At 57.4% G+C, this 21,039-nt stretch carries 20 protein-coding genes; 3 read left to right on the top strand and 17 right to left on the bottom strand.

Going from position 1 to position 21,039, the window contains the following annotated elements; translation table 11 throughout:
• Positions 1-63 precede the first annotated feature (63 nt).
• The 10 genes from SK50_RS21595 to SK50_RS21550 all read right to left on the bottom strand — a co-directional run bounded on the left by SK50_RS21595 (position 64) and on the right by SK50_RS21550 (position 6,966).
• Complete coding sequence (locus SK50_RS21595; protein ID WP_017382429.1) at positions 64-1,050, bottom strand: glutathione S-transferase family protein; 987 nt, start codon at positions 1,048-1,050, stop codon at positions 64-66.
• A 72-nt stretch (positions 1,051-1,122) separates the two neighbouring features.
• Positions 1,123-1,515 carry a DoxX family protein gene (locus SK50_RS21590; protein ID WP_006812075.1) on the bottom strand — a complete coding sequence of 131 codons (393 nt, stop codon included), beginning with the start codon at positions 1,513-1,515 and terminating at the stop codon, positions 1,123-1,125.
• Positions 1,516-1,762: 247 nt separating this feature from the next.
• Complete coding sequence (locus SK50_RS21585; RefSeq protein WP_003862649.1) at positions 1,763-2,059, bottom strand: YqjK-like family protein; 297 nt, start codon at positions 2,057-2,059, stop codon at positions 1,763-1,765.
• Complete coding sequence (locus SK50_RS21580) at positions 2,056-2,454, bottom strand: phage holin family protein (protein WP_003862647.1); 399 nt, start codon at positions 2,452-2,454, stop codon at positions 2,056-2,058. Before SK50_RS21580 ends, SK50_RS21585 begins: the two co-directional genes overlap by 4 nt.
• Positions 2,455-2,456: 2 nt before the next feature.
• Entirely contained in the window at positions 2,457-2,762 is a 306-nt protein-coding gene (locus SK50_RS21575) for an ElaB/YgaM/YqjD family protein (RefSeq protein ID WP_003862645.1), read from the bottom strand.
• 29 nt (positions 2,763-2,791) lie between these two features.
• Complete coding sequence (locus SK50_RS21570) at positions 2,792-3,160, bottom strand: DUF1090 domain-containing protein (RefSeq protein ID WP_017382428.1); 369 nt, start codon at positions 3,158-3,160, stop codon at positions 2,792-2,794.
• Between the two features lie 143 nt (positions 3,161-3,303).
• Entirely contained in the window at positions 3,304-3,687 is a 384-nt protein-coding gene (gene mzrA, locus SK50_RS21565) for an EnvZ/OmpR regulon moderator MzrA (RefSeq protein WP_003862640.1), read from the bottom strand.
• Between the two features lie 2 nt (positions 3,688-3,689).
• Positions 3,690-4,352 carry a DedA family general envelope maintenance protein YqjA gene (gene yqjA / locus SK50_RS21560; RefSeq protein WP_003862638.1) on the bottom strand — a complete coding sequence of 221 codons (663 nt, stop codon included), beginning with the start codon at positions 4,350-4,352 and terminating at the stop codon, positions 3,690-3,692.
• 341 nt (positions 4,353-4,693) lie between these two features.
• Complete coding sequence (gene exuR, locus SK50_RS21555; protein ID WP_003862635.1) at positions 4,694-5,470, bottom strand: transcriptional regulator ExuR; 777 nt, start codon at positions 5,468-5,470, stop codon at positions 4,694-4,696.
• A gap of 197 nt (positions 5,471-5,667) precedes the next feature.
• Positions 5,668-6,966, bottom strand: coding sequence for an MFS transporter (locus tag SK50_RS21550; RefSeq protein WP_015571942.1), 1,299 nt, complete (start codon positions 6,964-6,966; stop codon positions 5,668-5,670).
• Positions 6,967-7,441: 475 nt separating this feature from the next.
• Here SK50_RS21550 and uxaC point away from each other — a divergent pair, with 475 nt between their 5' ends.
• Complete coding sequence (uxaC, locus tag SK50_RS21545; RefSeq protein ID WP_017382427.1) at positions 7,442-8,854, top strand: glucuronate isomerase; 1,413 nt, start codon at positions 7,442-7,444, stop codon at positions 8,852-8,854.
• Between the two features lie 17 nt (positions 8,855-8,871).
• Positions 8,872-10,359, top strand: a complete 1,488-nt coding sequence (locus SK50_RS21540; RefSeq protein WP_015571940.1) for a UxaA family hydrolase — start codon at positions 8,872-8,874, stop codon at positions 10,357-10,359.
• Between the two features lie 140 nt (positions 10,360-10,499).
• On the opposite strand, the gene sstT is transcribed toward SK50_RS21540, so the two are convergent.
• From sstT to SK50_RS21520, 4 genes are all read right to left on the bottom strand, one after another.
• Positions 10,500-11,741, bottom strand: coding sequence for a serine/threonine transporter SstT (gene sstT / locus SK50_RS21535; RefSeq protein WP_045344032.1), 1,242 nt, complete (start codon positions 11,739-11,741; stop codon positions 10,500-10,502).
• Between the two features lie 275 nt (positions 11,742-12,016).
• Positions 12,017-12,982 carry a TerC family protein gene (locus SK50_RS21530; RefSeq protein ID WP_017382424.1) on the bottom strand — a complete coding sequence of 322 codons (966 nt, stop codon included), beginning with the start codon at positions 12,980-12,982 and terminating at the stop codon, positions 12,017-12,019.
• Positions 12,983-13,233: 251 nt separating this feature from the next.
• Positions 13,234-14,232, bottom strand: coding sequence for a Gfo/Idh/MocA family protein (locus tag SK50_RS21525; RefSeq protein ID WP_003862623.1), 999 nt, complete (start codon positions 14,230-14,232; stop codon positions 13,234-13,236).
• Positions 14,233-14,302: 70 nt separating this feature from the next.
• Positions 14,303-14,806, bottom strand: coding sequence for a M48 family metallopeptidase (locus SK50_RS21520; RefSeq protein WP_045344031.1), 504 nt, complete (start codon positions 14,804-14,806; stop codon positions 14,303-14,305).
• An 83-nt stretch (positions 14,807-14,889) separates the two neighbouring features.
• Here SK50_RS21520 and rlmG point away from each other — a divergent pair, with 83 nt between their 5' ends.
• A complete protein-coding gene (gene rlmG, locus SK50_RS21515) occupies positions 14,890-16,026 on the top strand; it encodes a 23S rRNA (guanine(1835)-N(2))-methyltransferase RlmG (protein ID WP_045344030.1) in 1,137 nt (378 codons plus the stop codon).
• 131 nt (positions 16,027-16,157) lie between these two features.
• On the opposite strand, the gene SK50_RS21510 is transcribed toward rlmG, so the two are convergent.
• The 3 genes from SK50_RS21510 to lsrR all read right to left on the bottom strand — a co-directional run bounded on the left by SK50_RS21510 (position 16,158) and on the right by lsrR (position 20,948).
• On the bottom strand, positions 16,158-18,179 hold the full coding sequence (locus tag SK50_RS21510; RefSeq protein WP_045344029.1) for an NADPH-dependent 2,4-dienoyl-CoA reductase: 2,022 nt from the start codon (positions 18,177-18,179) through the stop codon (positions 16,158-16,160).
• A gap of 184 nt (positions 18,180-18,363) precedes the next feature.
• Positions 18,364-19,944: an autoinducer-2 kinase gene (gene lsrK, locus SK50_RS21505; protein ID WP_045344028.1), complete on the bottom strand. Its 1,581-nt coding sequence runs from the start codon at positions 19,942-19,944 to the stop codon at positions 18,364-18,366.
• 32 nt (positions 19,945-19,976) lie between these two features.
• Entirely contained in the window at positions 19,977-20,948 is a 972-nt protein-coding gene (lsrR, locus tag SK50_RS21500; protein ID WP_015571933.1) for a transcriptional regulator LsrR, read from the bottom strand.
• Between the last annotated feature and the right edge of the window lie 91 nt (positions 20,949-21,039).

Below are 21,039 nucleotides of genomic sequence, written 5' to 3'. Positions count from 1 at the left end.
ATCGAGGTAAGGATAGATGTATGCTGTGAATTAAAAAAGGGAATCAATTGATTCCCTAAATAATTATCCGAAACGCACGTCGCGCCCGTGCGGTTCATCCAGGTCCTGCCACGGGCCAATGGAGATAATGCCCGTTGGGTTGATGGTCTTATGACTGCGGAAATAGTGGGTGCGAATATGGTCAAAATTGACCGTCTCCGCAATCCCCGGCATCTGATAGATGTCGCGCAGGAAACCGTGCAGGTTCAGGTAATCACTGATGCGATGCTTGTCGCACTTGAAGTGGGTGACATATACCGGATCAAAGCGGATCAGCGTCGTCCACAGGCGGATGTCTGCTTCGGTGAGGCGATCGCCCGCTAAATAACGATGCTGGCCGAGGATCTGCTCCAGGCGCTCCAGGGATCCAAACACGTTGCCGACCGCTTCGTCGTACGCTTCCTGACTGGTGGCAAAGCCCGCTTTGTAGACGCCGTTGTTAACGTTGTCGTAGATCCAGCCGTTCAGCTCGTCAATTTTCTCGCGCAGCTCAACCGGGTAGTAATCCCCGGCGCGGGCACCGTGCGCGTCAAACGCGGTATTGAACATGCGAATGATTTCAGCGGATTCATTGCTGACGATCGTCTGGTTTTTCTTGTCCCACAGCACAGGCACCGTTACGCGTCCGGTGTAGTGCGGATCGGCGCGCAGATAGAGCTGATACAGGAAATCGTGATGATAAAGCTCATCACCCGTCGCGGCCGGGAAGCCACTGTCGAACGTCCAGCCGTTTTCCAGCATCAGCGGGTTGACCACCGAAACCGGAATTAACGATTCGAGACCTTTAAGTTTGCGCACAATCAGCGTGCGGTGCGCCCACGGACAGGCGAGAGAAACATACAGATGATAACGATCTTTTTCCGCCGCAAAGCCCCCTTCGCCACTCGGGCCGGGTGCGCCGTCGGCGGTCAGCCAGTTACGGAAGGCCGAAACAGAGCGCTTAAAGCGTCCACCGGTGGATTTGGTGTCATACCAGACATCCTGCCAGACGCCGTCTACGAGTTGTCCCATTTTTTACTCCTCCGTCAGATAGCAAAAGCGAGGAGATGTCTCCTCGCTTTGAATGTAATCAGTATAGCCTGCTTACCACTTCTTATTCAGAAGACGGTCGATGCTGTAGGCGCCCGGACCCGTGATAGCCAGCAGTAGGAAGCCGCCCGCGATGGTCAGGTTTTTCATGAACATCAGGGAGTTCACGCCTTCCGCAAAGTTGCTGTGGAAGATGAACGCGGTCAGCAGGGTAAAGCCTGCGGTGAACAGCGCCGTAGTGCGGGTCAGGAAACCGAACAGCACTGCCAGGCCGCCGCCGAACTCAAGCAGAATGGTCAGTGGCAGCAGGAACCCCGGCACGCCCATCGCTTCCATATACTGCTGAGTGCCCGCATAGCCGGTAATTTTGCCCCAGCCTGCGGTGATGAACAGAACAGGCATCAGAATACGCGCTACCAGTACACCAACATCTTCTAATTTTTTCATTTTACTCTCCAGGAAACCACATCAGCGGCTAAACGTTATTTGCTTGCAAATTCGGGTAGATACCGCGTCTTTGCTGTCGATGGAGAGGAGTGTAAACGGGGCGGATGGCAAATGTTAGCAAGGAAAACTGTTAATCTTCTTCAAAGATATTGAGTAAGGGAGGGGATTTTGCCGGGTGGCGGCTACGCCTTACCCGGCCTACACGCAATCGTAGGCCGGGTAAGCGCAGCGTCACCCGGCAAGAAGGCTAGCGCAACTGCTGTTGTCGCAGCGTGGTTTTCACCAGACGCCAGGCGCTCCAGGCGCCAAAGCCGCGGCGTGCCCAGCGGATCAGCATGTTAGGATGCCGAACCGACCAGATCGCCATCACGCTGCTGCCGACCAGCGCCCATGAGCGCAGGCTCAGGACCGTGTTCCAGCCGCGGTCAAACCGATGCGTGGCTTCAACCCAGTCTCGACGGCTGGCAGACAAATCCAGCCGCTGCTGCTGGATTTGGCTCAACAGATACGCTTTCCGCTTTTGACGTTCGGCTTTGTCGCTCACGACTTATCATCCTCCAGCAGGGCGCGGTCGTTGGCCAGCTCCTGGCGCGTATGGCGCAGGAAGGTCGACGTGCGCGCTTTATGCAGGGTCCAGATACCGCCTATCAGCGCCGCCACCAGCAGAACCACGGTAGTCGCAATCATCGCGTTCAGACGATACTGTGGATCGATAGCCCAGATGATTAACACCATCAGGCTCATCAGACCAAACGCGGCAAAGAGCATCGTAAGCCCAAGCATGAGCAGCATCTGGAAGAGGTTGGCTTTCTCCTCTTCCAGCTCCACTACCGCAAGCCGGACGCGCGTTTCGGCAATCCCGACCAGCGTCGTAAGAATACGCTGGCCGATGCCGAGGACGTTTTTAGCAGGCCCTTGTGCGTGACGTGGATCTTCCATAATCAACGACGCGTCAGCAGGACACCCAGCACCACACCCACTGCGGCGCCAATACCTACACCCGTCCATGGATTATCACGTACATATTCGTCTGCGCGCGCTGCCGCTTCGCGGGTTTGTTTCGCCAGCGCATCACCGGTTTCGCCCAGACGGTAACGGCTCTCTTTCAGTGCCTGCTCCGCTTTGCTGCGCAGTTTACTTACTTCTTCTTTCGATTTATCCGCAGAAGAGTTCAGCACCTCTTCCAGGGTGTCCGCCAGGGATTTCAGTTCAGCGCGCAGATTTTCTGAAGTTGTATCTTTTGACATGATTCTCTCCTGTTGAGATTTCCGTTAACTCAATAATCGCGAGCTTCCAGCGCTTTCAGTTCGTCCTGCGCCTCTTGCAACTTCCTCTCGCGCTTGGCAATTTTTTCCGCATCACCTTTCTCTTTCGCTTCCTGTAGGTCTTGACGGCGCTCGGCTATCTCGTCCTTCTGTTCAGCGATTTTTTCCTGATGATCGGCACGCAGCTTGCTGTCCGTACAGTTGTCTTTCACTTCGCTCAACGCTTTTTTCAGCCCGTCGATCCGGTGCTGATTGTTATGCTTTTCGGCATAACTGATTTCGCGTTGGATATCCTGTTCTTTCTCCTGACAAAGAGACATAGCGAAGGAAGCTGTGCTTAAAGAAAAAAGGGCCAGAGCCAGAGTGATGCGGTATTTCATTATAGAAACCTTCCATTGTGTTACGGCGTAAGCCGTGTTCCAGAACTATGCGGAGAACATCTGAGGGGTGCTCCGCGTACTTAAGCATAGTAAGTAAACGGGAGTTTCACCAAAGTAGGTGAAAATATTCGGAATCTTAGTCGTTAACCAAATCGATGCGACGTGTCGCGTAACCGTGACATCCAGGAGGCTACGTGGCTGTCATCATCCTGTTGCGCAATGATGTAACCCTGCGGCAGCGTGCGGTCCAGCACGGCTTTCGCCGCGGCGCTTTGCGCACTGGAGTCAAATTTTATCAGCAGCACATCGTCTTGCGGCGTGATGCTCTTAAAGCGGATCCCGTTTGCGTCCAGATGATGCCAGATGGAAAAACCATCCGGCACGCTGGTTCCCTGGCTCACAGGACGGATAGCCAGCGTCGACTCCTGATGCTGTAGCGCAGACCACAGCAGGATAAGAGCGCTGAACATCATCAGCGCGACGATAGCGTAAGAGAAGCGGCGCAGCGCGAGCGGGGAGATAACCATCGTTAACCCCTGGCTCCGTATTTCTTCTTCCACAGTACGACCAGGGACCCGACCAGGCCAAACACCAGCAGAACGACGGGCAGCAGCATCAGGCAAGACATCAGCTGGTCTTCATATTTCATAAAGACCGGCGTTTTGCCCAGCGCGTAGCCGAGCGTGGTCAGGATCAGAACCCACAGCAAGCCGCTCATCCAGTTAAAGAACTGGAAGCGCGTGCTGCTCAGGCCGGACAGGCCCGCAATGGTGGGCAGCAGGGTGCGTACGAATGCGATAAAGCGGCCGATCAGTAAGGCGGAAAGCCCATGCTTATGGAAAAGGTGGTGCGCTCGCTGGTGGTAATGGGCCGGAAGGTGCGAAAGCCAGTTCTGAACGATTCGCGTGTTACCCAGCCATCGCCCCTGAATGTAACTCACCCAGCAGCCCAGGCTGGCGGCAATGGTCAAAAGCAGGACCGTTTGCGGGAAAGCCATCGCCCCTTTTGCACAGAGCACCCCGACCAGCACCAGCAGGCTGTCGCCGGGTAAAAAGGCAGCAGGCAGCAGACCGTTCTCAAGGAACAGGATCATAAATAACACAAAGTAGAGCATGCCAATCATGGACGGGTTGGCCAGCGTTTCGAAATCCTGAGCCCAGAGGGCGTTCAGTAGTTGGGTCAAAAGTTCCATTCAGTGTTCCTGGAAATCGGTTAACGTCACGCCTGTCATTCGGGAAAACAGCACGGCGACATTGTTATGATTTCATTATGGTCGCTCGCGGACACATTGATGTGTGGCCAACACTGTTCCCTGTTAATTGGCTGGTTAGCAAGCACTAACTTACAAAATAACGAAGTGAATCCAATTGTAACAAAGCCCGACGTTCTGCGTCACAGAATTTGAGGGGAAACACGATTTTGGCGTAAGCCACGGAGGGGAGCGAGAAATTTTACAAAGGCTGACACTATAGAGGTTTTCTTACCCTGTCTGGCCGGAAGGCGCGGCGGTGCGCCTGCCAGCAGTTCGGGGCGTTATTTTGCGAGATTGGTCGCGGTATCGAGGTGAACGACCGGATTATCGGCAAAAAGATAGCGGTCAGCGTTAAATTCAAAGTCATCACTTGTTTCATTAAACAGCATCTGTTTGGTGTTCTCCAGGTGCTGCCACATTGCCAGTTTCGCCGCATGCGGATCTTTACGAATCAGAGCCTTAAGAATCTGGTCGTGGTCGTCACACCAGTTGTCTACCGTGCGGGAATCAATGTGATCGTGTAATTTCTTCCAGTACGGGTTGTGAACGCGCTGAGTCCACATTTTTTCAACGATTGCCGCCAGCGCCGTATTCTGAGTCGCAAGGGCGACCTGGACGTGGAATTGCAGGTCCCATTCGGAATCGCGGAAACATTTTTCTTTACGCGCATGATCCTGGATTTCCATCAGCTTCATGATGTCCTGTTTGGTCACCTGCGTCGCAGCAAATTCCGCAATGTTGCTTTCAATCAGCTGGCGAGCCTGGAGAAGCTCAAACGGACCGTAGCTGGCAAACTCCAGACTTTCGTCCGGGGTGGGGGAGTGTTTCGCCTGGCTGGAAATCACATGAATGCCGGAACCTTTGCGTACCTCAACATACCCTTCCACTTCCAGCATGATGATGGCTTCGCGGACCACCGTACGGCTGACGCTTTTTTCATCCGCAATGAAACGCTCAGCGGGAAGTTTATCACCGACAAGATAGACCCCTTGCTCGATGCGATCTTTCAGCTCGGCGGCAAGTTGTTGATATAAACGACGTGATTCGGTGATTTCCATATGCGCTCCAGGCAGGGTACGGCGAATGATTTGTTATACCACTTTTGCGTGCCACTCTCCAGATTTCACCATGAAAAAAGCCGCCCGTAGGCGGCTTTTGAGAAGATTTTGCCGGGTGGCGCTGCGCTTACCCGGCCTACGATTTTATTGGGTTTTGTAGGCCGGGTAAGGCGGAGCCGCCACCCGGCACAACAACGCTAACTCTGCGTCGCCGGTCCCCCAAGGGACTCTTTCGCCAGTTCATCGGCGGATTTGCTCTTCAGCACCGTCCAGATAACCACCGCACCCATCAGGTCGAAGATAGCCAGTACCGCGAACAGCGGGCTGAAACCAATCGTATCTGCCAGCGCGCCGACCACCAGCGCAAACAGTGTACTTGCGGTCCAGGCGGCCATACCGGTCAGGCCGTTGGCGGTAGCGACTTCGTTACGACCAAACACGTCGGACGAGAGCGTAATAAGCGCACCGGAAAGAGACTGGTGAGCAAAGCCCCCGATACACAGCAGGGCGATAGCCACGTAAGGGCTGGTGAACAGGCCGATCATGCCCGGGCCGATCATCAGCAGGGCGCCCATGGTGACCACCATCTTACGGGACACAATCAGGTTCACGCCAAACCAGCGCTGGAACAGCGGTGGCAGGTAGCCGCCGACGATACAGCCCAGGTCTGCAAACAGCATTGGCATCCAGGCGAACATCGCGATCTCTTTCAGGTTAAAGCCGTAAACTTTAAACATGAACAGCGGGATCCAGGCGTTAAACGTACCCCAGGCCGGTTCTGCCAGGAAGCGTGGCAGAGCGATACCCCAGAACTGACGGGTGCCCAGGATCTGCCAGACGGACATCTTTTTGCCGTTGTCAGTCTGATGCTGGGATTCCTGACCATTAATAATGTAGTCACGTTCTTCGTCAGACAGCTTTTTCTGGTCGCGCGGGTGTTTATAGAAGATCAGCCACGCCATGGCCCAGGCAAAGCTCAGCACACCGGAGATGATGAACGCCATCTGCCAGCTGTGCATCACAATCGCCCACACCACCAGTGGCGGAGCAATCATCGCCCCGATGGAGGAGCCTACGTTGAAGTAACCGACAGCGATTGAACGCTCTTTTGCCGGGAACCATTCAGAGCTGGCTTTCAGACCCGCGGGGATCATCGCTGCTTCGGCAGCACCTACCGCACCACGCGCCAGCGCCAGTCCGCCCCAGCTGCCGGCCAGCGCGGTCGCCCCACAGAAGACGGCCCAGGCTACAGCGAAGAAGGCATAACCAATTTTTGTACCCAGAATATCAAGAACATAACCTGCAACAGGCTGCATTACGGTGTAAGCGGCAGAGTAAGCCGCAATGATGTAAGAGTATTGCTGCGTGGAGATATGTAACTCTTCCATCAACGTTGGCGCCGCTGCTGCCACGGTGTTACGTGTCAGGTAGCCCAGCACGGTGCCGAGCGTCACCAGTGCGATCATGTACCAACGTAACCCTTTAATTTTACGCATGTAAAACCTCATCGTTATGTTATTTCCGTGTCGGGACACGGCAACAACTCAACCGTTGCCGGGAGTTGTTCTGTAACGGGAGGGGCGTAACCGGGAACCTGTCCCGGAACGGCCCGAACCTTGCCATAAGTAATCGTGCTAAGTCGGCTTCCGTACCGTTAAATCCGATGTCTCAAACACCGGTAATGCATTCCGTCGGCTTATAGTTTGCGACGGCGAAAAGATAACTTGTCATACAACTTTAAAAGGTGAGTGACATCACAAAAGTGTGAATCTTTGTAGGGACATTATGCGGCGCGCGCAAAGCCAGAACTGGCGCGGTCTGCGAGAGGGTTTACCCCTTTGAGGGTAATTTATTTGTCGACGTTTATTGATCTAACTCACGAAAAAAACGTCGGACTCTGGAAATTGGTGTGATAACTTTGCAGCATCTGAACATAAGCTTTCTGACGCTCCCGTAATGAGGAAGACGATAATGACACCGTTTATGACCGACGATTTTCTGCTAGATACCGAATTTGCTCGCCGCCTGTACCACGACTACGCAAAAGACCAGCCGATTTTCGACTACCACTGCCATTTACCGCCGCAGCAGGTTGCCGAAAATTACCGTTTCAAAAACCTGTATGATATCTGGCTGAAGGGTGACCACTATAAGTGGCGCGCAATGCGCACCAACGGCGTGGCCGAGCGCCTGTGTACCGGCGACGCGACCGATCGCGAGAAGTTTGACGCCTGGGCCGCTACCGTTCCTCACACCATCGGTAACCCGTTATACCACTGGACGCACCTCGAACTGCGTCGTCCGTTTGGTATCACCGGCAAGCTGCTCTCTCCCGCCACGGCGGATGAAATCTGGGATCAGTGCAACGAACTGCTGGCGCAGGATAGCTTCTCGGCGCGCGGCATCATGCAGCAGATGAACGTGAAGATGGTGGGCACCACCGACGATCCGGTCGACTCTCTGGAGCACCACGCTGTTGTCGCCAAGGACAGCACGTTTGACATCAAAGTGCTGCCAAGCTGGCGCCCGGATAAAGCCTTCAACATCGAGCTGCCGACCTTTAACGACTACATGGCGAAGCTGGCGGAAGTTTCGGATACCGACATTCGTCGCTTTGGCGATCTGCAAACCGCGCTGACCAAACGTCTGGATCACTTTGCCGCACACGGCTGTAAAGTGTCTGACCACGCGCTGGACGTAGTGCTGTTCGCGGAATCCAGTGAAGCTGAGCTGGACAGTATTCTGGCGCGTCGTCTCTCCGGCGAAGCCCTGAGCGAGCACGAAGTGGCGCAGTTTAAAACCGCGGTGCTGGTGTTCCTCGGTGCGGAATATGCCCGTCGCGGCTGGGTTCAGCAGTATCACATCGGCGCGCTGCGTAATAACAACCAGCGTCAGTTCAAACTGCTGGGCGCGGACGTAGGCTTTGACTCCATCAACGACCGTCCGATGGCGGAAGAGCTGTCAAAACTGCTGAGCAAACAGAACGAGCAAAACCTGCTGCCAAAAACCATTCTGTACTGCCTGAACCCGCGCGATAACGAAGTGCTGGGCACTATGATCGGCAACTTCCAGGGCGAGGGGATGCCGGGCAAGATGCAGTTCGGTTCCGGCTGGTGGTTTAACGATCAGAAAGACGGCATGGAGCGTCAGATGACGCAGCTGGCGCAGCTCGGCCTGCTGAGCCGCTTCGTTGGCATGCTGACCGACAGCCGCAGTTTCCTCTCCTATACCCGCCATGAATATTTCCGCCGCATTCTGTGCCAGATGATTGGCCGCTGGGTGCACGCGGGCGAAGCGCCAGCGGATATCCAGCTGCTGGGCGAAATGGTGAGAAACATCTGCTTTAACAATGCGCGTGACTACTTCGCCATTGAACTGAACTAAGGCCGTTTGAGGTTGATATGCAATACATCAAAATCCATTCGCTGGATAACGTTGCCGTCGCGCTGGCCGATTTAGCCGAAGGGACGGAAGTGACCTTCGACAACCAGTCGGTGACGTTACGCCAGGCCATTGGACGTGGACATAAGTTTGCCCTGATCCCCATCGCGAAAGGGGAGAACGTGGTGAAGTACGGTTTGCCCATCGGTCATGCGCTGGCGGATATTGCGCCGGGTGAATACATTCATTCCCACAATACCCGCACCAATCTCAGCGATCTGGACGAGTACAGCTATCAACCTGACTTCCAGGCAGAAGAAGGACAGGCGGCCGATCGTGAGGTGCAGATCTACCGCCGCGCCAGCGGGGAGGTGGGGATCCGCAATGAACTGTGGATCCTCCCGACCGTCGGCTGCGTGAACGGGATCGCGCGTCAAATTCAGACGCGTTTCCTGAAAGAGACCAACAATGCTGAAGGCACCGACGGCGTGCATCTGTTCAGCCATACCTACGGTTGTTCCCAGCTGGGCGACGACCACATCAATACCCGCACCATGCTGCAAAATATGGTGCGTCACCCGAACGCGGGGGCGGTGCTGGTGATTGGCCTCGGCTGTGAAAACAATCAGGTCGACGCCTTCCGCGACACGCTGGGCGAGTTCGATCCTGAGCGCGTGCACTTTATGGTGTGTCAGCACCAGGACGACGAAGTGGAAGCGGGCGTTGAACAGCTGCACCAGCTGTATGAGGTGATGCGTCACGACAAGCGCGAGCCGGGCAAGCTGAGTGAACTGAAGTTTGGCCTGGAGTGCGGCGGATCTGACGGGCTTTCCGGCATTACCGCTAACCCGATGCTGGGCCGCTTCTCAGATTACGTGATTGCCAACGGTGGCACCACGGTGCTGACCGAAGTGCCGGAGATGTTCGGCGCAGAGCGCATTCTGATGAGCCACTGCCGCGACGAAGAGACCTTTGAGAAGACCGTCACCATGGTCAACGATTTCAAACAGTACTTCATCGCCCATAACCAGCCGATTTATGAGAACCCGTCGCCGGGTAACAAGGCGGGCGGGATCACCACGCTGGAAGAGAAATCCCTGGGCTGCACCCAGAAAGCGGGCGCCAGCCAGGTAGTGGACGTGCTGCGCTACGGTGAACGGCTGAAAACGCACGGTTTGAACCTGCTGAGCGCACCGGGCAACGATGCGGTCGCCACCAGTGCGCTGGCGGGAGCGGGCTGTCACATGGTGCTGTTCAGTACCGGGCGCGGCACGCCGTACGGCGGATTTGTGCCAACGGTGAAAATCGCCACTAACAGCGAGCTGGCGGCGAAGAAAAAACACTGGATCGACTTTGATGCCGGCCAGCTGATTCACGGCAAAGCGATGCCGCAGCTGCTGAGCGAATTCGTGGACACGATTGTGGAATTTGCCAGCGGCAGGCAGACCTGCAACGAGAAGAACGACTTCCGCGAGCTGGCGATCTTTAAGAGTGGTGTGACGCTATAAGTCGGGTGCGGGCTGGTGCCCTCACCCCGGCCCTCTCCCACAGGAGAGGGTGCAAACACTAAAAACGGCAACCTCAGGGTTGCCGTTTTGCATTTACCCTGTAGGCCCGGTAAGGCGTAGCCGCCACCGGGCTTTTCTTTTTAACTGCGCAGCGCGTTCTTCGCTAAACGTGCGTCTTCTGCCTGACAGGCCGCTGCGGTAAACAGCACGTCGGTAGAGGAGTTCAGCGCGGTTTCGCAGGAATCCTGCAATACGCCGATAATGAAGCCGACCGCGACAACCTGCATGGCAATCTCGTTCGGAATACCGAACATGTTACAGGCCAGCGGGATCAGCAGCAGCGAGCCGCCCGCCACACCGGAGGCGCCACAGGCACACAGTGATGCAACGACGCTCAGCAGCAGCGCGGTCGGCAGATCCACCGGAATGCCCAGCGTATGCACCGCCGCCAGCGTCAGCACGGTGATGGTGATCGCCGCACCTGCCATGTTCACGGTTGCACCCAGAGGAATCGACACCGAATAGGTATCGCGATCCAGATTCAGCTTCTCCGCCAGCGCCATGTTGACCGGAATGTTTGCCGCCGAGCTGCGGGTGAAGAAGGCATACACGCCGCTTTCACGCAGGCAGGTCAGCACCAGCGGATACGGGTTGCGGCGGATCTGCCAGAACACCAGCAGCGGGTTGATCACCAGCGCCACCAGCAGCATACAGCCGACCAGGACGACCAGCAGCTGCGCGTAGCCCCACAGTGCATCGAAACCGGTGGTTGCCAGCGTGGAGGAGACCAGGCCGAAAATACCGACTGGCGCAAAGCGAATCACCAGCTTCACCATAAAGGTGACAGCGTTGGACATATCGTTCACCAGGTTTTTCGTGGTCTCGTTACCATGACGCAGCGCGAAGCCCAGACCGATCGCCCAGACCAGGATGCCGATGTAGTTCGCGTTCGTCAGCGCGGTGACGGGGTTAGAGACCATGCTCATCAGCAGACCGCGAAGCACTTCCACAATCCCGGACGGCGGGGTGATATCACCGGCCGCGCTGGTCAGGTGCAGCGTGGACGGGAACAGGAAGCTAAACACCACGGCCGTTAAGGCAGCAGAGAAGGTTCCCAGCAGATACAGGAACAGAATAGGGCGAATGTTGGTTTTTTGTCCGTGCTGGTGGTTGGCAATCGACGCCATCACCAGCATCAGCACCAGTACCGGGGCGACGGCCTTCAGTGCGCCAACGAAAAGGGTGCCGAGCAGCCCCGTGGCCTCCGCGGCAGGTTTTGACACCATCGCCAGCAGAATACCCAGTACCAACCCGACCAGAATTTGTTTTACAAGACTGCCCTGCGCCAGGCGCGCGAACAGACCGCGTGATTGTGTGCTCATACGTTATTCCTGAGTGAAATTGCGTTCCATCCTGGATGTGCTCTAAGTCACATTTGTGTCCGGATGTAAGTATTTGTTTGCCTGGTTGAGTATCAGGGAAAGCAGCGAAAGGCGGAAGCGTAAAATGCTGGATTTTACGTGTTGTGTCATGTTTTTTAACTATTGGTTAACGAAAGTGCCGGGTGGCGCTGCGCTTACCCGGCCTACATTGCATTTCCCCCTCTCCCTGTGGGAGAGGGTTGGGGTGAGGGCATCAGCCCGCACCGAACGTTGCACTAAGCCTGCTGCTTCTTATCGTGCTGGCGGTTAACCCAGGTATTGATAATCAGCGTCACCAGCAGAATGCCAAACACCACGCCGAGCGAAATGGCGATCGGAATATGGTAGAAATCGACGATCAGCATCTTGATACCGATAAACACCAGAATCACCGACAGACCGTACTTCAGCATTGAGAAGCGCTCTGCCGCACCCGCCAGCAGGAAGTACATCGCACGCAGGCCGAGGATGGCGAACAGGTTAGAAGTCAGCACGATGAACGGGTCGGTAGTGACCGCAAAGATAGCCGGGATACTGTCCACCGCGAAAATCACGTCGCTCAGTTCGACCAGAATCAGCACCAGCAGCAGCGGGGTGGCGAACAGCAGGCCGTTCTTACGCACGAAGAAATGCTCGCTCTCGATCTTGTCCGTCATGCGCAGATGACCCCGGATCCACTTCACCAGCGGCTTATCACCGATCCCGGTATCGTCTTCTTTCGCCAGCGCCATTTTTACCCCGGTGAACAGCAGGAACGCGCCAAATACATACAGCAGCCATTCGAACTGGGTAATTAGCCAGCTACCGGCGAAGATCATGATGGTACGCAGGACAATAGCGCCCAGCACGCCGTACACCAGCACGCGGCGTTGCAGAGCCGCAGGCACGGCGAAGTAGCTGAACAGCATCAGCCAGACGAAGACGTTATCAACCGCCAGCGCTTTTTCAATCAGATAGCCGGTGAGGAAGGCGAGTGCCTGAGGATCGGCCACCGCGCGGCCTTCGGTTGAGGCCAGATACCACCAGAAGGCGGCGCAGAAGAGGAGTGAGAGGGTAACCCATACCAGCGACCAGACGGCGGCTTGCTTGACGCTCATGCCGTGCTCGCCGCGACGACCCTGCAAAAAGAGGTCGATTGCCAGCATGATGAGCACGACAACCGCGAATCCGCCCCACAGCATTGGAGTGCCGACAGAATGCATACTATTTTCCTTACACATAAAAAACAAAAACGGCCATGGTCAGAAGACGATAGCCGTTAGCTTTTTATGCATAGACCTCGCCTTCCGGCAAGGTCTCACTTACAACCACGAAGGTTGCCCGGCGACCGGATGCGGTTTTGCACGCATCGTAATGACGATCCACCGGCGAAGAAGTTACTCCCCTTTGCAGGTAACAAATTATGTCAGACCATCGGTTTCGTCAATGGTCTGCACGATTTCATTACACAGTTTTACGCGACGGCTTCCACATTCACGCCGTCTGCGGGGAAGATCACGCCAGTCTGTCGGCGGATCTCCGTTTGCAGCTTCGCCGTGGTGCGGCTGATCGCCAGCCCCGGGTGGTTCACTTCGTTGTCTTCTACCAGACGGGCGAAGACCTCTGCCTCATAGAGCATAGTGTTAATATGCTGAGGCTGCGTCAGCTCCTGCGCTTTGCCGCCGCGGGGAACGATGCTTAGCTTCTGACATTCGGAGATTTTTTCGATCACCAGCGAGCCGTCTTCGCCCTGAATTTCGCTTGGCAGTACGGAGTCACTGACCTTCGAGTGCTGCAACGTCACGCTAAAATCACCGTAGTCCAGCACCACAACGCCGTGTGCATCCACGCCGCTTTCCAGCAGGCTGGCGGTGGCGGTTACGCCGTGCGGTTCACCCCACAGGGCGACCGCAGAGGCCAGGCAGTAAAAACCGATATCCATAATCGAGCCATTCGAGAAGGCCGGGTTAAAGGTGTTCGGGTTTTCGCCGTCCAGGTAGCGCTGGTAGCGCGAGGAATACTGGCAGTAGTTGATAAAGGCTTTACGCACTTTGCCAATTTTCGGCAGCGATTGCTGCAACAGCAGGAAGTTCGGCAGACTGGCGGTTTTGAACGCTTCAAACAGTACCACCTGGTTTTCGCGGGCAAGCGCAATGGCGGCTTCCACTTCCTCAATATTCGAGGCGAGCGGCTTCTCGCAGATCACATGCTTTTTGTGGCTGAGGAACAGCTTCGTTTGCGGGAAGTGCAGAGAATTCGGGCTGGCGATATAGACCGCGTCAATGGCGTCGCTTTGCGCCATCTCATCGAGCGAGGTGAACAGATGTTCAACCAGATAGTCATTCGCAAAACTCTGCGCCTGCTCAAGGCTGCGGGAATAGACTGCGGTGAGCTTATATTTGCCGGTTTCGTGGGCGGCGTCGACGAACTGGCGCGTGATCCAGTTCGTACCGATGACTGCGAAACGTATCATAAACGTTTACGTACTCCGTAGCAGGGAACCTAAAGCCACTGTAGCACGTCATCATGACATTTCGCGTGCGCTACTGCGCATTACTCTTTAACGATAAATGCGTCAGCCACAAACGGGTATCAAACTCCAGCTGGTGGTACTGCGGCTCCATATGGCAGCACAGTGAGTAGAACGCTTTGTCGTGCTCTTTCTCTTTCAGGTGCGCCAGCTCGTGCACCACGATCATCCGCAGAAAGGCTTCCGGCGCATTGCGAAAGACGGTCGCGACGCGGATCTCCGCTTTGGCCTTCAGCTTGCCGCCCTGTACGCGGGAGATGGCGGTATGCAGGCCGAGCGCGTTTTTCAGCACGTGGATCTTATTGTCGTACATCACCTTGTTGATCGGCGGGGCGCTCTTAAGATACTGGTTTTTCAGATCCTGCGTATACTGCCAGAGGGCTTTGTCAGTCGCGAAATCATGCGTGCCCGGGTAGCGTTTCTCCAGCACCGTACCGAGCTTTCCCGCGGCAATCAGGTCACGAACCTGGGAAAGTAAATGCTCCGGATAGCCCTGGAGATAAGTCAGCTGGTTCATCAAAACCCCAAAATAGTGTGAAAACGGGTATACTCACGCACCCTTTTCAGGGATACGCCAAATTTTACCATTCAGGAGGGCCGATGAGCCACTTAGACAACGGTTTCCGTTCACTCAACCTTAAACGTTTCCCGGAAACGGACGACGTTAACCCGCTTCAGGCGTGGGAAGCGGCGGATGAATATCTGCTGCAACAGTTGGATGGGACTGAAATCAGCGGCCCGGTTCTGATCCTGAATGACGCGTTTGGCGCGCTGGCCTGCGCGCTGGCGGAACATGCGCCTTACAGTATCGGCGATTCTTACTTAAGCGAGCTGGCGACGCGTGAAAACCTGCGTCACAACGATATCGAAGAATCCAGCGTGAAGTTCCTCGACAGCACCGCGGACTACCCGCAGGCGCCGGGCGTGGTGCTGATTAAAGTGCCCAAAACCATGGCGCTGCTGGAGCAGCAGCTTCGCGCGCTGCGTAAGGTCGTGACGCCGAATACGCGTATTATCGCGGGTGCCAAAGCGCGCGATATTCACACCTCGACGCTGGAATTGTTCGAGAAAGTGCTCGGCCCGACCACCACGACGCTTGCCTGGAAAAAAGCGCGCCTGATCAACTGTACCTTCAGCGCACCGGCGCTGGCCGACGCGCCGGAGACGCTGAGCTGGAAACTGGAAGGTACCGACTGGACCATCCACAACCACGCGAACGTTTTCTCCCGCACCGGTCTGGATATCGGCGCACGCTTCTTTATGGAACACCTGCCGGAAAACCTGGAAGGGGAAATCGTTGATCTCGGCTGCGGTAACGGCGTGATTGGCCTGACGCTGCTGGCGAAGAACCCGGAGGCCAGCGTGGTGTTCAGCGACGAATCGCCAATGGCGGTGGCGTCCAGCCGTCTGAACGTGGAAACCAACCTGCCGGAGGCACTGGATCGCTGCGAGTTTATGATCAATAACGCGCTGTCGGGCGTAGAGCCTTTCCGCTTCAACGCGGTATTCTGTAACCCGCCGTTCCACCAGAAGCACGCCCTGACGGATAACGTCGCGTGGGAGATGTTCCACCACGCGCGCCGCTGCCTGAAAATCAACGGCGAGCTGTATATCGTGGCGAACCGCCACCTGGACTACTTCCACAAGCTGAAGAAGATTTTCGGCAACTGCGTCACCATTGCCACCAATAACAAATTCGTGGTGCTGAAATCGGTGAAGCTGGGGCGTCGTCGGTAAGATCGCTTTGCCTGGCGGCGCTTCGCTTGCACAGGCCTACGGTTTCAAATGCCCGGTGGCGCTTCGCTTACCGGGCCTACAATGGCCTCGGACCCGTAGGCCCGGTAAGCGAAGCGCCGCCCGGCAATGCCCTAGATCGCCAGAGCTAACTTCGTCCCCTGCGCAATTGCCCGCCGCGCATCCAGCTCCATCGCCACATCGCACCCGCCGATCAAATGCACCGTTTTCCCCGCCTCACGCAGCGGATCCGCCAGATCCCGCTTCGGCTCCTGCCCGGCGCACAAAATCACATGCTCCACGCGCAGCAGTTGCGGTTCGCCGCCGATCAGCACGTGCAGCCCGTCGTCGTCGATCTTCTGGTAGCTCACCCCCGGGATCATCTTCACCCCGCGCGAGAGCAGGGTGGCGCGGTGGATCCAGCCCGTGGTTTTTCCCAGACCTTCACCCGGCTTGCTGGCTTTACGCTGGAGCATCACGATCTGGCGCGGGCTTTTCGGCAGTTGCGGCCCTTCCGGGCGTAGCCCGCCGGACTGGTTCAGGCTGGTGTCGATCCCCCATTCCACGCAGAACTCAGCGATGTTCTGGCTGGTGGCTTCGCCCGGCTGGCTTAAATACATCGCGGTATCAAAACCGATCCCGCCGCAGCCGATGATCGCCACCTTCTCGCCAACCGGCGCTTTGTCCCTTAATACATCCAGATAGCTCAATACCTTCGGATGATCGATGCCTTCGATCGCTGGCGTGCGCGGGGCGATCCCACTCGCGAGGATCACCTCGTCGAAACCGATCAGATCCGCCGCGCTGACAAACTGTTTAAGCCGCAGATCGACGCCCGTCACCTCGATCATCCGGCGGTAATAGCGCAGCGTTTCGTAGAACTCCTCTTTGCCGGGGATCTGTCTGGCGATAGTAAACTGCCCGCCGATTTCCGCCAGCGCATCAAACAGCGTCACGCTGTGCCCGCGCGAGGCGGCATTGACTGCAAACGCCAGGCCCGCCGGCCCTGCACCCACCACGGCCAGACGCTTCTTGTTGACCGCAGGAACGATCGGCATTTTGGTTTCATGGCAGGCGCGGGGGTTAACGAGGCAGGAGGTGACCTTGCCGACGAAGATCTGATCCAGACACGCCTGGTTACAGCCGATGCAGGTATTAATCTCGTCCGCACGGCCGCTTTGCGCTTTGGAGAGCAGTTCGGCATCCGCGAGGAACGGGCGCGCCATCGATACCATATCGGCATCGCCGCGTGAGATCACATCCTCCGCCACCTGCGGATCGTTAATGCGGTTGGTGGTGACCAGTGGAACGGAGACTTTGCCTTTCAGCTTGCGCGTTACCCAGCTGAACGCCGCGCGCGGCACCGGCGTAGCGATGGTCGGAATGCGCGCTTCGTGCCAGCCAATCCCGGTGTTGATGATGGTGGCGCCAGCGGCTTCAATCGCCTGCGCCAGCTGCACGGTTTCGTCGAAGGTGCCGCCGCCCTCTACCAGGTCGAGCATCGACAGGCGGAAGATGATAATAAAATCCGTACCCGCACGTTCACGCACCGCGCGCACCACCTCCACGGCAAAACGCATCCGGCGGGCATAGTCGCCACCCCATTCGTCGTCGCGCTGGTTGGTGCGTGCGGCGAGGAATTCGTTGATCAGGTAGCCTTCCGAGCCCATCACCTCCACCCCGTCGTAGCCCGCTTCCCGCGCCAGCGCGGCGCAGCGGGCAAAATCGTCTATCAGGGCCAGGATCTCGTCGTGGCTGAGGGCATGGGGAGTAAAGCGGTTAATCGGCGCCTGAATAGCCGAGGGGGCAACCAGGTTCGGCTGATAGCTGTAGCGTCCGGTATGCAGAATTTGCAGGGCGATTTTGCCGCCCTCGCGGTGGACCGCGTCGGTCACAATGCGGTGATGCGGCAGCTGTGACGCATCGTTCAACACTGCGCCGCCCTCCATCGTCACGCCGGAAGGGGCAGGGGCTATGCCGCCGGTGACAATCAGCGCCACCCCGTGGCGCGCGCGCTCGGCATAGAAGGCTGCCAGACGTTCAGCCCCGTCCGGACGCTCCTCCAGCCCGGTGTGCATCGAGCCCATCAGCACGCGGTTTTTGAGGGTGGTGAACCCCAGATCGAGAGGGGCGAATAACGACGGGTAGCGGCTCATAGTCTCTTCCAGTGTAAAATTATTGTTATGTGGTCGGATGAGTTACTAATTTAGCCAGCGGCAGCGGAAAGGTAAAAGCGGGATCGAATGATTGTGATAGATCTCAAATAACTTCCCCGGTGGCGCTGCGCTTACCGGGGCTACAAACCGTAGGCCGGATAAGCGCAGCGCCATCCGGCGTATTTTACGGCGCCGCTGCCCGCACCAGCCCCGGCGCCTGCCACATCGACGTGGTCAGCCCGCTGTCCACCAGCCCGAGCTGGTCGGCATACACCGCCTGCCATTTCTGCATCATGCCGTCGTACAGCTCGCGGTGCTGCGGGTTCGGCGTGAACTCGCGGCTCCACTTCACCAGCCGCTCGCCCGTCGAAGCCATATCCGCAAACAACCCCGCGCCAGCACCTGCCGCAATCGCGCAACCCAGCGCCGTCGCTTCCTTCACTTCCGGCACGCGCACCGGCAGCCCGGTAACGTCGCTTAAAATCTGGCTCCACAGGGCGCCTTTGGCCCCGCCGCCCGCAAACACCAGGCTCTCAAACGTCACGCCGGAGAAGCGCGAAATCTGCGCCAGGTTGCAGGCCGAGACGATGGCCGCGTTCTCTTCCAGCGCGCGGAACAGCGTCGCTTTGTTGCACTTTTCCGGGTCGATGGAGAGGTTAATAAACGACGGCGCTGCGTGATACCACTGCTTAAAATGCATCGCGTCGGAGAAGATCGGCATTACGCCGTGGGAGCCCGCCGGGACGCGGCTCGCCATCTCTTCGAGCAGGGAGTAGGTGTCCATTCCCATTCGTTCGGCAATCAGCTTCTCTTCGGCGCAGAAGGCGTCGCGGAACCAGCGCATGGTTAGCCCGGTAAAGAAGCTGATCGACTCCGCCTGCGCCATGCCGGGGATGACGTGCGGGTTTACGCGGATGTTCATCTCAGGGTCGGTGCGCACCTGCGGCAGATTCACCACCTGCTGCCAGAAGGTGCCGCCGAGAACCGCCGTTTGTCCGGCGCGGACCACGCCCAGCCCCAGACAGCCCAGCTGCACGTCGCCGCCGCCCATCACCACCGGTGTGCCTTCGCGCAGGCCGCTCTGCTGCGCGGCCTCTTTGGTGACAGCGCCCAGCACGGTGCCGGTCTCTTTCACCGGAGAGAGAATATCGGCGCGCAGCCCGGCCATGTCGAGCAGCGTCGGACGCCAGTCGCGGGAGAAGAGATCCAGCATGCCGGTGGTGCCCGCATTGGACGGATCGACCGCCAGCTCACCGGAGAGCTTCGCCGCCAGCCAGTCGCTGATCATGGTGATGGTGGCGGCTTTACGATAAATATCCGGACGATGGTGCGCCAGCCACAGCAGGCGCGGCATGGCGCTGAGGGCAAGCGTCTGGCCGGAAACATCATACACTTCGGATTCAAACCGGTAGTCGTGGATCTCTTTGAGTTCAGCCACCTCGCGGCTGGCGCGGGCGTCGACGTTGGCGCAGGCCCAGATAGCCTCGCCGTTGCGGTCGTACAGCACAATCCCTTCGCGCATCGAGCAGCAGGCGACGGACTGAATATCCGCCGCGCTCAGGCGTGCGCGCTCCAGCGCCTGCTGAATACACCGGCAGGCCAGCCGCCAGTTGGTGTTGAGGTCGAACTCCATCGAGCCCGGCACGTTCTCCACGCTCAGGTGCTTCCACTCGGCCTGGCCAACGGCAATCTGGTTGCCCTGTAAATCAAAAATCACGGCGCGAACGCTGCCTGTCCCTGCATCTAACGCTAAAAGGTAACTCATGAGCTTGCCTCGTGTCAGGCGCAGGGCTGCTCTTATCCGGCCAGAGCCAGCACCGCGCGGGCTGTCGTCTCTTCCGTCACCAGGCCATTAATACGGCGACCCTTCAGTGCGGCATAAATCGCATCGGCTTTCTCTTCCCCTCCGGCCACGCCTACGATGGTGGGCAGCTGCGCCAGTTCATCGAGCGTGACGCCCAGTAATTCTTTGTGGATCTCCAGCTCCTCAACGCATTCCCCTTCGGCATTAAGGAAATAGCCAAGGATATCGCCCACCGCGCCTTTACGGGCGTACATCAGCTGTTCACCTTCGCTGATATAGCCGGAGCGCAGTATCGTCGCGTCACGGCGCTGGTTTACCGAGCCAATCCCGACCACCGCCACGTCAGCCGCGGTGGCGGCGAGGATCACGTCCCGCACGCTGGTTTCGCGCTTTAAGATCCCGGCGACTTCAGCGGATGACACGCGAAGCGGGGCGGGGATCATGCTGACGCTACAGGCCGCATCCAGCTGGCCGATACCGGTCATATACGGCCCGACGCCGCCGGAGAGCGTCACCAGGCGGATCTGCTGCGAGCTGATAAAACCGCTTAAGTGTTGCAGACTGCTCATGGTGGTTTCACCGAAGCCCACCGCTAACAGCTGGCCGGGTTGCAGTACGCCCATCAGCGACTGTGCCGCGCCAATGCCCAGCCGCACGTTCATCGGCGGCGTATTCAGGGCGGGCATCACGCGCACCAGCTTCAGGCCAAATCGTTGTTGCAGCTCGGTTTCCAGCGCCAGGCAGCCCTCGTAGCGGGAGTTGATCTGCACGCGGATCACCCCGGACTGACGGCCTTTCTCCAGCAGGCGGGAGATCTTCAGACGCGGCAGCCCGAGCCGTTCGCCGATGTCGTTCTGGGTCAGCCCGTCGTGGTAGTAGCACCAGGCCACGCGCGCCACCAGCTCCTCTTCCGCCAGTGCCAGCCCGGCAAACCGTCCTTCTTCCGCAGTGCGTTTATCGCTCATAATTGAACTCTTATAAAAATTTAGATCATATGTTCGTGATGGTGCGACGTGAAAATGTGAGCCACGCGACAAAACGGATCTTTTCGATCGT

Source organism: Enterobacter sp. BWH64 (assembly GCF_001037645.1).
Lineage (GTDB): Bacteria > Pseudomonadota > Gammaproteobacteria > Enterobacterales > Enterobacteriaceae > Enterobacter > Enterobacter hormaechei_C.
Note: the sequence above shows the minus strand (reverse complement) of the source record. Positions and strands in the feature narration are given on the sequence as shown.

Bases quoted from the DNA above. Each gene is read 5' to 3' on its own strand.
- SK50_RS21595 (WP_017382429.1), bottom strand. From the start codon at position 1,050: ATGGGACAACTCGTAGACGGCGTCTGGCAGGATGTCTGGTATGACACC.
- SK50_RS21590 (WP_006812075.1), bottom strand. From the start codon at position 1,515: ATGAAAAAATTAGAAGATGTTGGTGTACTGGTAGCGCGTATTCTGATG.
- SK50_RS21580 (WP_003862647.1), bottom strand. From the start codon at position 2,454: ATGGAAGATCCACGTCACGCACAAGGGCCTGCTAAAAACGTCCTCGGC.
- SK50_RS21575 (WP_003862645.1), bottom strand. From the start codon at position 2,762: ATGTCAAAAGATACAACTTCAGAAAATCTGCGCGCTGAACTGAAATCC.
- SK50_RS21570 (WP_017382428.1), bottom strand. From the start codon at position 3,160: ATGAAATACCGCATCACTCTGGCTCTGGCCCTTTTTTCTTTAAGCACA.
- mzrA (WP_003862640.1), bottom strand. From the start codon at position 3,687: ATGGTTATCTCCCCGCTCGCGCTGCGCCGCTTCTCTTACGCTATCGTC.
- yqjA (WP_003862638.1), bottom strand. From the start codon at position 4,352: ATGGAACTTTTGACCCAACTACTGAACGCCCTCTGGGCTCAGGATTTC.
- exuR (WP_003862635.1), bottom strand. From the start codon at position 5,470: ATGGAAATCACCGAATCACGTCGTTTATATCAACAACTTGCCGCCGAG.
- SK50_RS21550 (WP_015571942.1), bottom strand. From the start codon at position 6,966: ATGCGTAAAATTAAAGGGTTACGTTGGTACATGATCGCACTGGTGACG.
- uxaC (WP_017382427.1), top strand. From the start codon at position 7,442: ATGACACCGTTTATGACCGACGATTTTCTGCTAGATACCGAATTTGCT.
- SK50_RS21540 (WP_015571940.1), top strand. From the start codon at position 8,872: ATGCAATACATCAAAATCCATTCGCTGGATAACGTTGCCGTCGCGCTG.
- sstT (WP_045344032.1), bottom strand. From the start codon at position 11,741: ATGAGCACACAATCACGCGGTCTGTTCGCGCGCCTGGCGCAGGGCAGT.
- SK50_RS21530 (WP_017382424.1), bottom strand. From the start codon at position 12,982: ATGCATTCTGTCGGCACTCCAATGCTGTGGGGCGGATTCGCGGTTGTC.
- SK50_RS21525 (WP_003862623.1), bottom strand. From the start codon at position 14,232: ATGATACGTTTCGCAGTCATCGGTACGAACTGGATCACGCGCCAGTTC.
- SK50_RS21520 (WP_045344031.1), bottom strand. From the start codon at position 14,806: ATGAACCAGCTGACTTATCTCCAGGGCTATCCGGAGCATTTACTTTCC.
- rlmG (WP_045344030.1), top strand. From the start codon at position 14,890: ATGAGCCACTTAGACAACGGTTTCCGTTCACTCAACCTTAAACGTTTC.
- SK50_RS21510 (WP_045344029.1), bottom strand. From the start codon at position 18,179: ATGAGCCGCTACCCGTCGTTATTCGCCCCTCTCGATCTGGGGTTCACC.
- lsrK (WP_045344028.1), bottom strand. From the start codon at position 19,944: ATGAGTTACCTTTTAGCGTTAGATGCAGGGACAGGCAGCGTTCGCGCC.
- lsrR (WP_015571933.1), bottom strand. From the start codon at position 20,948: ATGAGCGATAAACGCACTGCGGAAGAAGGACGGTTTGCCGGGCTGGCA.